The organism is Streptomyces sp. NBC_00236, from assembly GCF_036195045.1.
GTDB lineage: Bacteria > Actinomycetota > Actinomycetes > Streptomycetales > Streptomycetaceae > Streptomyces.
In genome coordinates, this window is the sequence record NZ_CP108100.1 from 3560200 (window position 1) to 3572932 (window position 12733).

Sequence of the window (12733 nt, forward strand, 5' to 3'; positions counted from 1 at the left end):
ATCGACGCTGAAGGAGGCCTGCCATGGGCGACACTCTGCTGGCACTGTCCATCCCCCTGCTGGTCTTCGCCTCCGGCATCTACGCGGCATGCGATACCTGGTGGCGGCGCAGGCACCCGGCGCCGCCGTCCCCGTACACCCACCAGGCCGCCCGGCTCGCCGAGCGCGCGATGCTCGTGGACGCCGAGCAGATCGTGGACGGCGCCTACGCGAGTCTCGGCACGCTCTACGACGGCCCGACGGCGGCGGACACGCGCATTCCGGCCACCGGCATCACGCCCGGGGCGGCTGCCAGCCCGGATCACGACCGGTCAGCGCCAGCACCCGCGCAAAGGGGCTAGCCCCGTCCGGTACGGGGAAGGGCTCGCCGAACACCTTCGCCTCCCGGGCCTTGGGAGCCATCCCCGCCATGGCGGGCCCGATCTCGTCCACCACGTCCGCGTCCGGCACGAACTCCTGACCGGTGGCCCGCGCCAGGTCCCACGCGTGCACCGTCAGATCGCCGAGCACCATGTGCCCGACCGTCCGCGCGGGGAATCCCATGGCGCCCGTGGTCCCCTCCTCCGCACCCGGCGCCGCCCACGCTTCGACCAGCGCGGCCGTCTCCTCGCCGAATCGTTCCCGCCAGTCCCCGGTCACCGCGTCCGGGGACTCACCGAGCTCCGTGTCCCGCTTCGCCGCGAGCGCGGTGAAGTTGACGACCACCTGGGAGAGATGACAGACCAGGGCACGCACGTCGTACTCCGCGCACGGTGTGGGGTCGCCCAGCCGGCTGTCGTCGATCCCCCGCACCACGGGCAGCGCGCGGCCGGCCGCGGCATCGAGCAATTCACTGATCCTCTTCATGCTTCGACCATGCATCCGGTGACGGCCGGGGTCTTGAACAAACGCGACAGCCGGGACGCGAAAGCGGACCACGTCATAGGATCGGCAGCCATGCCCGGCTCCCCAGGTCCCCGACGCGACACCCGGGGCATCGTCGACGCCCCCGAGCTGTTCACACACGTACGCTTCCGGCGCCGCGAGCCCGCCCCCGCGCTGCGGCCTTACCTGGAGCACTACTGGCTGATCGACTGGGACCTGCGCGAGCCGTACGCCTCCCATCTGGTCCCGCACCCCAGCGTCAACCTGGTCTTCGAGCGGTACGCGGGCTGCGGGGACGAGGACGCCGGGTTCGCGGAGGTCTCGGGCATCGGCCTGGAGCTCTTCACGCAGAAGCTGGAGGGGCGGGGACGGGTCTGCGGTGTGCAGTTCCGGCCGGGCGGCTTCCGGCCGTTCGCACCGGACCGGCCGGTGTCCGACTGGACGGGCCGCCGGGTCCCGGCCGCCGAGGTCTTCGCGCCGCCCGCCCCGCCGTCGGCCGTACTGGACCCCGGACAGGAGGACGCACGGGTCGCCGCGCTCGACGCGTACCTCCTGGCGCTCGGCCCGCAGCCGGATCCGCAGGCCGAGCGGGCGATGGCCCTGGTCGATCTCGTACGCACCGACCGCACGGTCCGCCGCGTCGGCGAACTGGCCCGCTCCGAGGGACTGTCGGTGCGGTCGCTGCAACGGCTCTTCGCCACGTACGTGGGCGTCGGCCCCAAGTGGGTCATCCTCCGCTACCGCATCCACGAGGCGCTGGAACGCGCCGAGTCGGACCCGGCGGTGGACTGGGCGGCACTCGCCGCGGATCTCGGCTACAGCGACCAGGCGCACCTGGTCAGAGACTTCACCGCGACGGTCGGCGTCCCGCCGACCGTGCTGGTGCCGCGTCAGCCAGGGTTTGCCCGGTAAGGAGCGGCGCCGCTGAATGTCAGTGCCCCGTCCTACAGTTCCGGCATGGAGCGCACCGAAGCACCATCCGTACGGATCGAGCCCTGGTCGGACAGCGACCTGGAACTGCTCCGCCGTGCCAACGCACCGGAGCTGATGGACCATCTGGGCGGCCCCGAGTCGGAGGAGCAGCTCATGGGCCGTCACGGGCGCTACGTGGCGCTGAGCGCGGACCGGACGGGCCGGGGCAGGATGTACCGCATCGCGCTGCCCGGCGTGGCCGAGGCCGTGGGCACCATCGGGTTCTGGGAGCGCACCTGGCAGGGCCGGGAGGTGTACGAGACGGGGTGGGCCGTCCTCGCGGAGTTCCAGGGCCGGGGCATCGCATCGGCCGCGACGGCGGCCGTGGCCGGGCAGGCGCGCGCCGCGCGCAAACACCGCTATCTGCACGCCTACCCGTCCGTGGACAACGCCGCGTCGAACGGGGTGTGCCGCAGGGCGGGATTCCTGCTGATGGGCGAGTGCGAGATCGAGTACCCACCGGGGCACCCACTGCTGACCAACGACTGGCGGCTGGACCTCCACCCGGACCGCTGACCGGCCGCCGACCGGCCGCCAGCTGGGCCGAGGACCGGACTTCTGACGGACCGTCGACCGGGCCGCTGACGGGCCGAGGAGCGCGGACGCGGACGCGGACGCGTTAAGGATTTGACGGGTGCGGCCGCCTCCTGGATATTTATCTGCGCGACACAGCTTATGCGTATCACAGGTAATATTCGGCCCGTGATCATCCATCCGGGCCCTTCACCCAGGAGACCTCTTCATGCTCACCCTCGTCACCGGCTGCCGCGGCCGCGTCGGCTCCGCACTCGTATCGCTCCTGCACGGGGGCGGCCACGCCGTGCGCGCCGGCTCCCGCAACCCCGCCGGACTCTCGCTGCCGGCCGGAGTTCCGTCCGTGGCCTGCGATCTCGGCGACCCCAGCACCTTCGCGGCCGCCCTGGAAGGCGTCGACTCCGTCTTCCTCTACGCCGAGCCGTCCCACATCACCGAGTTCCTCGCCGCCGCGCAGACCGCGGGCGTGACACACATCGCCCTGCTCTCCTCCAGCTCGGTCCTCGACCCGGACGCCGGGTCCAACCCGATCGCCGCCCTCCACCACGCGGTGGAACAGGCGCTGACCGACTCACCCCTCACCACGACCCTCCTGCGCCCCGGCGCCTTCGCCGGCAACGCCTACCAGTGGTCGGAGTCCATCCGGTCGGGCCGCCCCGTCGAACTGCCCTACCCGCACAGCGGGACCAGCCCCATCGACGAGACCGACATCGCCGAGGCGGCACTCGCCGTCCTCACCGACGCGCGGCTCCAGGGCTCGGCGTACCACCTGACCGGCCCCGAATCCCTCACCGCGGCCGAGCAGGTCGAGCTCCTGGCCGCCGCGTCCGGCAGCCCCGTCACGGTCCGCACCGTGAGCAGGGCCGACTGGAAGGCCACCGTCTCCCCCTACATGCCGGAGGAGATCGCCGAGGGACTGCTCGACTACTGGGCCTCCACGGACGGCTCCGCAGACGAAGTCACCGGTGACACGGAGAAACTGACCGGCCGTCCGCCTCGTACGTTCGCCGCCTGGGCTGCCGGACACGCCGCCGCCTTCCGCGCCTGACGCCCGCGTGACCCGACCGAATCCCATGGCTTCGGCCCCCGCTCCGATGGCATCCTGACCGGGTGAACGGACCCGAGATCCACCTGGAAGTCGCCCCCGAGCTGCGCCTCTTCGTCGCGCACGAACGCCGCAGCGGACGGACGGCCGTGACCACCGACGGCTCGTCCACCCTCGGCCACGTCGTGGAATCGCTCGGCGTCCCGCTCACCGAGGCCGGGCAGCTCCTCGTCGACGGACACCCCGTGCCCGTGTCACACATCCCCGCGGCGGGCGAACAGGTCGAGGTCCGGGCCGTCCAGCGCCCGCAGCACGTACCGGGCGCACCCCTGCGCTTCCTCCTCGACGTCCACCTCGGCACCCTCGCGCGGCGACTGCGGCTGCTCGGCGTCGATGCGGCGTACGAGAGCGAGGACATCGGCGACCCCGCACTGGCCACCCGCTCGGCCCAGGAGCGGCGGGTCCTGCTCTCCCGGGACCGGGGACTGCTGCACCGGCGGGAGATCTGGGCGGGGGCGTACGTCTACAGCGACCGCCCCGAGGCGCAGTTGCGCGACGTACTGGAGCGGTTCGCGCCGGACCTCGCCCCGTGGACGCGGTGCACGGCGTGCAACGGACCGCTGGCGGCAGCCGACAAGGACTCCGTCAGCGGGCAGCTCGAGCACGGAACACAGCAGTCCTACGACGTCTTCGCGCAGTGCACGGAGTGCGACCGGGTCTACTGGCGCGGCGCCCACCACGCCCGCCTGGAGGCGATCGTCACCGAAGCCGTCCGCGACTTCGGCAACGCCCTGGCCGGACCCGGCCCGTCGGGCGGCTGAGCCCGCACGCCGGGTCAGGGGGCGTCGCCGTCGCGCAACCGCTCGACCTGCGCGGCGCTCAGCTCCGCCGTCCGCCGCATATGGGCGATGAGGAAGGCGACCTCATCATCGTCGTACGCCTCGAACAGCGCCGCCCAGCCGCCGTTCAGCCGTTCCCAGACCGCGCCGAACCCCGCCATCCGCTCCGGCACGGTCGTGACCAGCACCCGCCGCCGGTCGGCCGTGTCCCGGGCGCGGGTCACATAACCGGCCCGCTCCAGCCGGTCGACGAGCCGGGTCGCAGAGCCCGTGGTGAGCCCGGTGAGCTCCGCGACGCGGCCCGTGGTGACAGGCCCGGCCTCCAGACCCAGCAGGTTGAGGCACTGCAGGTCGGTGGGATGGAGCCCCAGATGGTCGGCCACGGCCTGGTTGAACAGGGCGTAGGAGGCCATGTAGCGGCGCGAGGTGACGGCCAGCTCGGCCAGCAGGGCGCTGCGACGGGGTGAGGACGACTTCTGCGGCATGCAGAAAGTGTACGGAGCAGACATTGCCCCGGGCTCCGCCCGCCCGCGGCTCAGAACACGTACTCGTCCCCCGTCGCGAGAGCCAGCACCTCGTGCTCACTGTTCTTCGCGTTCCGGTCCGTCGCCCCGCCGTTCCACACGGTGTCGATCCGGACGACCACCTCGGCCGGCCGCCCGGCGAGCCGGAGTTCGAGGGCGAGCTGCCGCTGCTCGGAGCCGTCCGCGTGCAACGCGCCCGTCCGGCACAGCACGGTCCTCAGGTCGGCCCGCAGGCACTCCTGCGGCAACCGCTGACGGCCCGCCAGCGGTACGGAGATCCGCAGCCGCACGGTCGTTCCGTCCAGATCCGACGGCCCGCGGTTCTCGCTGCGCAGCCAGATCCCGAGCCCGGTACCCCACAGCGAGACATGTCCGTGGTGCGATACATCCGCCTCCGGCGCGATGTTCCGCGCCGGAGGCGTACCGGAGGGCGCGCCGACGGCGGCGGCCGTCCCGCCCACACCCAGCGTCACCATCGACGCCATCGCCGCCGCAGCGGCCACCCCAAGCAGAGCCTTACGCGTCACTACCATGCCCTGAAGATACAGATCATCACGAATTATCCATATTTACCCACTGGTTCGGCGCGTCTTGGGTACGCGGGCATGGCACCCTTCCCCCCATGTCCGTGATCCGCTCCATCGCCCTCTTCGTCGTCGCCGCGCTGTTCGAGATCGGCGGCGCCTGGCTCGTGTGGCAAGGGGTCCGGGAGCACCGCGGCTGGGCCTGGATCGGCGGGGGCATCATCGCGCTGGCCACCTACGGTTTCGTCGCCACCCTCCAGCCCGACGGCGAGTTCGGGCGGGTGCTCGCCGCGTACGGCGGGGTCTTCGTCGTCGGGTCGATCGCCTGGGGCATGGCCGCCGACGGCTACCGCCCCGACCGCTGGGACGTGACGGGTGCGCTGATCTGCCTGGCCGGCATGGCGGTGATCATGTACGCCCCCCGCAACCACTGACCGCGCCCCTGCCTATCCTGAGCCCGTACCGATCAGCTGTCCGAGGAGCCCGCCATGGCCGCCGCATCCCCCATCGCCGTCATCACCGGAGCGAGCAGCGGCATCGGTGCCGCGACCGCCCGGCAGCTGGCGGCAGCCGGCTTCCGCGTGGTGCTGACCGCCCGCCGCAAGGACCGCATCGAGGCGCTCGCCGCCGAGATCACCGAGGCGGGCCACGAGGCCACGGCCTACGCGCTGGACGTCACCGACCGCGCCGCGGTCGACGAGTTCGCCACCGCGTTCCGTACCCTCGCCGTCCTCGTCAACAACGCCGGCGGCGCGCTCGGGGCCGACCCCGTGGCCACCGGTGACCCGGCGGACTGGCGTCAGATGTACGAGACCAACGTCATCGGCACACTCAACGTCACCCAGGCCCTGCTCCCGGCCCTGACCGCGAGCGGGAACGGCACGGTGGTCATCCTCTCCTCGACCGCGGGCCTCTCCACGTACGAGGGCGGCGGCGGCTACGTGGCCGCCAAGCACGGCGAGCACGTCCTGGCGGAGACCCTCCGCCTGGAGATCGTCGGCACCCCGGTCCGCGTCATCGAGATCGCCCCCGGCATGGTCAAGACGGAGGAGTTCGCCACCACCCGCTTCCGCGGCGACGCCGAGAAGGCCGCCAAGGTGTACGCGGGCGTCGACGCCCCCCTCAGCGCGGACGACGTGGCCGACACGATCACCTGGGCCATCACCCGCCCCAGCCACGTGAACATCGACCTCCTGGTGGTCCGCCCCCGCGCCCAGGCCTCCAACTCGAAGGTCCACCGGACGGTGTGAGGGCCGATACGGTCGTCACCCGTCCGGGGGAACCCGCACGATCGCCGGGTCGCCTTTCGCGCTCTCGTCCTACGGTTGATCACAACTGAACACAGAACGGCTCCCGGCCGGATTGCAGTCCGGACCGAGAGCCTCACCACCAAGGAAGTGGAGCTTCCCGTGGCTGAGCACGACCCTAACGCCCCCGCGCTATTCGAAGTCGACGCTCTCGTGGCCCCTTCAACCGGGTACATGGACCTCACCGATCCCCGGTACGCCTACATGTTCGGCTTCGTGCAGGCGGACGGGCACCTATCCGCGGGGCCGGGCCGGAAGGGCCGCCTGAGTGTGGAGATCAACGTGCGGGACATCGCGATCCTTCGCGAGTTCCAGCAGCTGACCCCGTACAACAGCAGCATCACGGAGCGCATTCGCTCCACCAATTTCTCCGAACGCCATCACTCGGCGATCTGGACCGTCTGCTCCCTCGAAGCCAGGTCCTTGATCAATGAGCTGGGGATCCCGTACGGACACAAGTCACGGCGGATCACACCGCCCCGAGTCGACTTCTCGGCCCGCGACTACCTTCGCGGAGTCATCGACGCCGACGGCTCGGTGGGCATCACCGGACAGGGGTTCCCATTCGTCTCCCTGACCACGGCCAGCACGGCCGTGGGGGCCTACCTCTGCTTCTACGCGAAACAAGTGACCGGAGCCCAGCGCTACAGCAAACGCAACAGCCGTGACGGCATCTACAACGTCATGTACACCATGGAGGCCGCGGTCCGACTGGCCGAGCACCTCTACTACCCAGGCTCCCTCGCGCTGCACCGCAAACAGAAGGCCGCAGAAAGCGTGTTCGCCTGGCAACGCCCTCCGGGCGTGAAACCCCGTGGGAAGAACCGGCGTTGGAAGCCCTGGGAGGACGAAGTCCTCCTCCGGCTCGACAGCGCCGACAGCGCGTCACCCGAGCTCGACCGAAGCGTGGCGAGCTGCTCGGTCCGGCTGTGGCGGCTTAAAACCGGCCAGATCCCAGCGCCCGCAGACGTGACGCCCAGCCAGTGACCGGGCGTGGGCGGAGGCCCTCCTGAGGCGTCCACTCCAACAGGCGGACCCACCGCCCACGCTTCAGCCCTTCACACAGATGACCTGCTTCAGCTTCGCGACGACCTCGACCAGGTCGCGCTGCTGCTGCATGACCTGCTCGATGGGCTTGTACGCACCGGGGATCTCGTCCACGACCCCGGAGTCCTTGCGGCACTCCACCCCCTGAGTCTGCTCCACCAGGTCACGTGTCGAGAACCGCTTCTTGGCTGCGTTACGGCTCATGCGGCGGCCCGCCCCGTGCGAGGCGGAGTTGAACGCCTTCTCGTTGCCGAGGCCCTTCACGATGTACGTGGCCGTGCCCATGGAGCCCGGAATGATCCCCAGCTCGCCGCTGCCCGCCCGAATGGCCCCCTTGCGGGTGACCAGCAGGTCCATACCCTCGTACCGTTCCTCGGCCACGTAGTTGTGATGGCAGCTGACTTCCTGGCCGAAGGCCACGCTCGCCTTCTTGAACTCCTTGCGCACCACGCCCTTCAGAAGCGCCATCATCGTCGCGCGGTTGTACTTCGCGTACTCCTGCGCCCAGAAGAGATCGTTGCGGTAGGCCGCCATCTGCGGGGTGTCCGCGAGGAAGACCGCCAGGTCGCGATCGACCAGGCCCTGGTTGTGCGCCAGCTGCTGCGCCTGGCCGATGTGGAAGTCGGCGAGCTCCTTGCCGATGGCCCGCGACCCGGAGTGCAGGGTCAGCCATACGGCGCCGACTTCGTCGAGGGAGACCTCGATGTGATGGTTTCCCCCGCCGAGCGTTCCCATCTGCTTTGTGGCACGTTCCTGACGGAATTTGACCGCATCGGCCACCCCGTCGAACCGCGCCCAGAAGTCGTCCCAACGGGCCGCCGGGAGGTCGTGCAGACGGTCCGGGTCCACCGGGTCGGTGTGCATCCCCCGGCCCACCGGAATGGCCTGCTCGATCTTCGACCGGAGCGGGGACAGGTCCCCGGGCAGGTCGTTGGCGGTCAGCGACGTCTTCACCGCGGACATGCCGCAGCCGATGTCCACGCCCACCGCCGCCGGGCAGACCGCTCCGTGCATCGCGATCACCGAGCCGACCGTGGCTCCCTTGCCGAAGTGGACGTCCGGCATCACGGCCAGGCCCTTGATCCATGGCAGGGTGGCGACGTTGCGCAGCTGCTGCATGGCGACGTCCTCGACCGAAGCCGGATCGGCCCACATACGGATGGGGACCTTCGCACCCGGTACCTCTACATACGACATAACCCCTCGATTCCCCCGAAAAGACTGAAAGCGCAAAACCGGTGCCAAGATCGGCAAATGAGTCGGCCGACCGGCATTCACGGCGGCGCGTGCGATACACATTGTGTCCACCGGCCGCCATCGAGCGGCAACCGTTTTTCGCGCGAAGGGAGCCCAGGACCGTGCGACGAATGGCGTACGTACCCGGCGCCGTGCTGATCGCGGCACTCGTCGCCGGCTGCAGTGCCGGCACCGAGGGCGACGCATCCGCCACCGACAGCAAGCCCGGCACCCTGTCCGCCTCCGCCGCACCCCCGGGCAAGTACCGCACCCTTCCCGAGGCCTGCCGCGCCATCCCGCTCGCCACGCTGAAGGACCTGCTGCCGGGAGCCGCGCAACTGCCCGAGGCCCAGCAGGAGCAGGTGTACGAGGGCACGCCCGCCGGAACGTTCGACACGGACCGCCGCGTCGGCTGCAGCTGGAAGTCCGAGGCGGCCGACGCCTCCCGCGGCGTCACCATCGACTTCGAGCGCGTCGTGTCGTACGACCCGGCCGTGAGCGACGACGACCGCGCCCGCGAGGTGTACGCGAAGAAGGAGGAGGCCGCGGATCTCCCCGCGCCCTCCGTGCCGCCCGGGAACACGGAGAAGGAGACGGAGAAGGACCCGGTCTCGCCCGAGGGCTCCCCGACCGCGAAGGCGGGCGCCGACGGGAAGACGGACGCGACGCCGGGCGCCGGCGCCGACCCGGAGAGCAGCCCGGGCGCCGATGCGGACGCCGGCACGAGCGGCGGCGACGCGGACGGCGGTACGGATGACACCGCGGACGGCGGCACCGAGGGCAGCCCCGCCGAGAACCTCCAGCCCCGGGTCCTCGACACGCTCGGAGACAGTGCGTTTCTGGACGATCTGCTCACCCCGGCAGGTTCCGCCGCGCAGCAGCGCACGGTGAGCGTGGTATTCCGCACATCGAACGTCATCGTCACCATCCGGTACACCGCGCAGCCGGCCCTCTCCACCGAGGTCCCCGACAGCAAGGAACTGCAGGAGAAGGCCCAGGCACTGGGCGAGAAGCTGGTCGACGGACTCAGCGAGTAGCCCCGCCCCCGGCCGCCACGGGCCGCCCCCGGGACTCCCGGCCGAGGCGGCATCCGAGACCCGTCCGTCGTACCGTGGCCCTCCGGACCACCCGCCCGACCGCCGCGCCACCCGAGTGAAGGAACCATGCACCGATCAGCCCCGCGACTCACCCGCATACTCGCCTGCGCCGCCGTCCCGGTGATGCTCGTCGTCGCCGGCTGCTCGTCGGACTCCGACGGAAAGAAGGACGGCGCCTCCTCGTCGTCCGCCGCACCGGACGCGACGAAGACCGAAGCGGCCGTCGCACCGGCGAAGTTCGCCGCGCTGCCCGACCCGTGCAAGTCGATCACCGCGAAGACGGTCAAGTCCCTGGTCCCCTCGGCCAAGAACAAGAGCGGTACGCGCGGCAAGTCCAGCGACACGGCCGCCCGCGGCGGCTGCTCCTGGAACGGCCTCGACGACAACGGCGTCAAGGGCTCCCAGTACCGCTGGCTCGACGTCGGTTTCACCCGCTTCGCGTCCGACCAGGCCCTGGGCAGCGGCGCGGACCGGGCCGAGGCGGACTACACGAAGCAGGTCGCCAAGGCCCAGGCGGCCGAGGGTGCGAAGAAGCTCGCCACCGCCCCCGCCCCGGCCGGCTCGATCGACGAAGCGGCCACCACGGTCACGTACGACCTCACCAAGACGGGTGAGGACTTCAAGTACGCGACGGTCATCGCCCGTACGGGCAACGTCGTCGTCACCGTCAACTACAACGGTGCGGGCTACGCGGGCGCCAAGACCCCGTCCGCCTCGGACATCCTGAAGGGTGCCCAGAAGGCCGCCAAGGAGGCGGTCGCCGCGGTGGCCGCCGCCAACGACGCCGGCCAGCCGAGCGGCTCGCCGAAGCCCGCCGGGTCCGCCTCCGCCGAGGCGTCCACGAAGGCCTCGTCCAAGAGCTCCACCAAGAGCTCGGCCAAGAGCTCGGCCTCAGTCAAGAAGACGGGCTGACCACCCCCGGCCCTCTCCTGCCACGAAGCCCGGTCCTCGCCCGAGAACCGGGCTTCGCCCCTCCCCGCGCAACACCACGCTCCGGCATGTGCCAGGCTGTGCCCGCCGGATCTCGAAGTCGTCCCGCTGGAACGGACGTCGGGGACAAAGAATTGGGGAGGGGTCGCGGGTGGCCGCGATGCAGCTGACACGCACTCACCGGATACTCGTCGGGCTCGTGGTCGCCGGTGCGGTGCTCATCGCGGCGATCGGTTTCGCGGGCTCGTACGCGGCCGTGCGCGAGCTCGCCGAGCAGAAGGGCTTCGGCAGTTTCTCCGTCGTCTTCCCGATCGGCATCGACGCCGGCATCTGTGTCCTGCTCGCGCTGGACCTGCTGCTGACCTGGCTGCGCATCCCGTTCCCGCTGCTGCGTCAGACCGCGTGGCTGCTGACCGCGGCGACGATCGCGTTCAACGGTGCCGCCGCCTGGCCCGACCCGCTGGGCACCGGCATGCACGCCGTGATCCCGGTGCTGTTCGTCGTCTCCGTCGAGGCCGCCCGCCACGCGGTGGGCCGGATCGCCGACATCACCGCCGACAAGCACATGGAGGGTGTCCGCCTCACCCGCTGGCTGCTCTCCCCCGTGCCGACGTTCCGGCTGTGGCGGCGGATGAAGCTGTGGGAGCTGCGGTCGTACGAGCAGGTCATCAAGCTCGAACAGGACCGGCTGATCTACCAGGCCCGCCTCCAGGCCCGCTTCGGCCGCAGCTGGCGCCGCAAGGCCCCCGTCGAGTCCCTGATGCCGCTCCGCCTCGCCAAGTACGGCGTCCCGCTCGCCGAGACGGGCCCCGCCGGACTCGCCGCGGCCGGCATCGAACCGGCCCTGCTGCCCCCGGCCCCCGCTCAGCCGACGGCCCAGGCCGCCGCCGCCGTGGAGACGGCCCCGCAGCCGGAGCTCGCGTACGCACCGCAGCAGGACCCGCAGGCGCGGCAGCAGCAGCCGGTTCAGCAGGAGCAGTACGCCAAGACGGTTCCCGGCGAGTGGGCCGAGGAGCAGCAGCCGGCGGAGGGGCCGCCCGGCTCGCACGACAGCCCGTGGTTCGCGGCGCAGGTGCCGGACGGGGCGTACGAGGGCTCGTACAACCCGATGTACGTCGAGGGCCTGGAGCCCACCCCGGTGATGATCCCGTCGGGTCCCGGGGGCCGCACCCGGCCGCTGGGCAACGTCGGCACGATCGGTGGGGTGCCCGGGCAGCGTACGGAGCAGATGCCGATGGCCCCCGAGGCCGAGGAGGCTCCGGGGCAGGACCAGGGGCCCGTGCAGGAGCAGTTCCCGGTGCAGGAGCAGCAGCCGAAGGCCGTCGTCGAGGCCGCCGACGAGTGGGCCGAGGAGTGGGCGCAGGAGGACGCGGAGTTCAGCGAGATCGCGTACGAGGTCTTCGCCGCGTTCGTGACCCAGCACAGCACGTATCCCAGTATCGAGGTCCTCGACATACATCTGTCGGACGGGCACAACGTGCGGCATCCGCGCAGTGCGGCCCTGCTCCGCCAGCTGATCCAGGGTTTCAAGAACCGGTACCACGCCGAACTCGAGGCCGACCACATCGCGTGATCGGGCCATAGGGCGACGGCGGGAAGCGAAAAGGACAACCACAGGAACAGCGACGAAAACGGCTGAGGGCCGCCACCCGCATCACCGGGGTGGCGGCCCTCAGTCGTGCGCGTTTGGCCAGGTCCACGCGGGTCGACGCGGTCGGGGAATGTTTCGAAAGAGGCATTCCCGGTGCGTCCTAGGTCCTCTACATATCGCGCGGCGGCCGACCTAGATTCGATGGTGTGCCGCAGTGGACGCG

Annotated in this window: 15 protein-coding genes; 11 read left to right on the forward strand and 4 right to left on the reverse strand. The window is 70.9% G+C overall.

What is annotated here, in order from left to right; genetic code table 11:
• Window positions 1-23: 23 nt before the first annotated feature.
• Complete coding sequence (locus OG446_RS15920) at window positions 24-341, forward strand: hypothetical protein (protein ID WP_328894673.1); 318 nt, start codon at window positions 24-26, stop codon at window positions 339-341.
• Here the strand turns inward: OG446_RS15920 and OG446_RS15925 are convergent.
• Window positions 274-846, reverse strand: a complete 573-nt coding sequence (locus OG446_RS15925; RefSeq protein ID WP_328894674.1) for a TIGR03086 family metal-binding protein — start codon at window positions 844-846, stop codon at window positions 274-276. The genes OG446_RS15920 and OG446_RS15925 overlap by 68 nt on opposite strands.
• 90 nt (window positions 847-936) lie before the next feature.
• Between OG446_RS15925 and OG446_RS15930 the strand changes: the two genes are divergently transcribed.
• From OG446_RS15930 to OG446_RS15945, 4 genes are all read left to right on the forward strand, one after another.
• Complete coding sequence (locus OG446_RS15930) at window positions 937-1776, forward strand: helix-turn-helix domain-containing protein (protein WP_328894675.1); 840 nt, start codon at window positions 937-939, stop codon at window positions 1774-1776.
• Between the two features lie 45 nt (window positions 1777-1821).
• The gene (locus tag OG446_RS15935) at window positions 1822-2352 is read left to right on the forward strand and encodes a GNAT family N-acetyltransferase (protein ID WP_328894676.1); all 531 of its coding nucleotides are present in this window, start codon (window positions 1822-1824) and stop codon (window positions 2350-2352) included.
• Between the two features lie 226 nt (window positions 2353-2578).
• Window positions 2579-3418 carry an NAD(P)H-binding protein gene (locus tag OG446_RS15940; protein ID WP_328894677.1) on the forward strand — a complete coding sequence of 280 codons (840 nt, stop codon included), beginning with the start codon at window positions 2579-2581 and terminating at the stop codon, window positions 3416-3418.
• 62 nt (window positions 3419-3480) lie between these two features.
• Complete coding sequence (locus OG446_RS15945) at window positions 3481-4236, forward strand: Mut7-C RNAse domain-containing protein (protein ID WP_328894678.1); 756 nt, start codon at window positions 3481-3483, stop codon at window positions 4234-4236.
• Window positions 4237-4250: 14 nt separating this feature from the next.
• Here the strand turns inward: OG446_RS15945 and OG446_RS15950 are convergent, their stop codons facing one another.
• On the reverse strand, window positions 4251-4739 hold the full coding sequence (locus OG446_RS15950; RefSeq protein WP_328894679.1) for a MarR family winged helix-turn-helix transcriptional regulator: 489 nt from the start codon (window positions 4737-4739) through the stop codon (window positions 4251-4253).
• A gap of 50 nt (window positions 4740-4789) precedes the next feature.
• Entirely contained in the window at window positions 4790-5311 is a 522-nt protein-coding gene (locus OG446_RS15955) for a hypothetical protein (protein WP_328894680.1), read from the reverse strand.
• 89 nt (window positions 5312-5400) lie between these two features.
• Between OG446_RS15955 and OG446_RS15960 the strand changes: the two genes are divergently transcribed.
• From OG446_RS15960 to OG446_RS15970, 3 genes are all read left to right on the forward strand, one after another.
• Window positions 5401-5736, forward strand: coding sequence for a YnfA family protein (locus OG446_RS15960; RefSeq protein WP_219567274.1), 336 nt, complete (start codon window positions 5401-5403; stop codon window positions 5734-5736).
• Window positions 5737-5790: 54 nt separating this feature from the next.
• The gene (locus OG446_RS15965; protein WP_328894681.1) at window positions 5791-6552 is read left to right on the forward strand and encodes an SDR family oxidoreductase; all 762 of its coding nucleotides are present in this window, start codon (window positions 5791-5793) and stop codon (window positions 6550-6552) included.
• A 159-nt stretch (window positions 6553-6711) separates the two neighbouring features.
• Window positions 6712-7596 (forward strand): hypothetical protein, encoded by an 885-nt coding sequence (locus tag OG446_RS15970; RefSeq protein WP_328894682.1) that lies wholly within the window; start codon window positions 6712-6714, stop codon window positions 7594-7596.
• 63 nt (window positions 7597-7659) lie between these two features.
• Here OG446_RS15970 and OG446_RS15975 read toward each other — a convergent pair whose 3' ends face one another.
• On the reverse strand, window positions 7660-8853 hold the full coding sequence (locus tag OG446_RS15975) for an RtcB family protein (protein WP_328894683.1): 1194 nt from the start codon (window positions 8851-8853) through the stop codon (window positions 7660-7662).
• A gap of 170 nt (window positions 8854-9023) precedes the next feature.
• Here OG446_RS15975 and OG446_RS15980 point away from each other — a divergent pair, with 170 nt between their 5' ends.
• The 3 genes from OG446_RS15980 to OG446_RS15990 all read left to right on the forward strand — a co-directional run bounded on the left by OG446_RS15980 (window position 9024) and on the right by OG446_RS15990 (window position 12492).
• The gene (locus tag OG446_RS15980) at window positions 9024-9929 is read left to right on the forward strand and encodes a DUF3558 domain-containing protein (RefSeq protein ID WP_328894684.1); all 906 of its coding nucleotides are present in this window, start codon (window positions 9024-9026) and stop codon (window positions 9927-9929) included.
• 126 nt (window positions 9930-10055) lie between these two features.
• Window positions 10056-10901 (forward strand): DUF3558 family protein, encoded by an 846-nt coding sequence (locus OG446_RS15985; protein ID WP_328894685.1) that lies wholly within the window; start codon window positions 10056-10058, stop codon window positions 10899-10901.
• 178 nt (window positions 10902-11079) lie between these two features.
• Window positions 11080-12492 (forward strand): DUF2637 domain-containing protein, encoded by a 1413-nt coding sequence (locus OG446_RS15990; protein ID WP_443050138.1) that lies wholly within the window; start codon window positions 11080-11082, stop codon window positions 12490-12492.
• The last annotated feature ends 241 nt before the right edge of the window (window positions 12493-12733 follow it).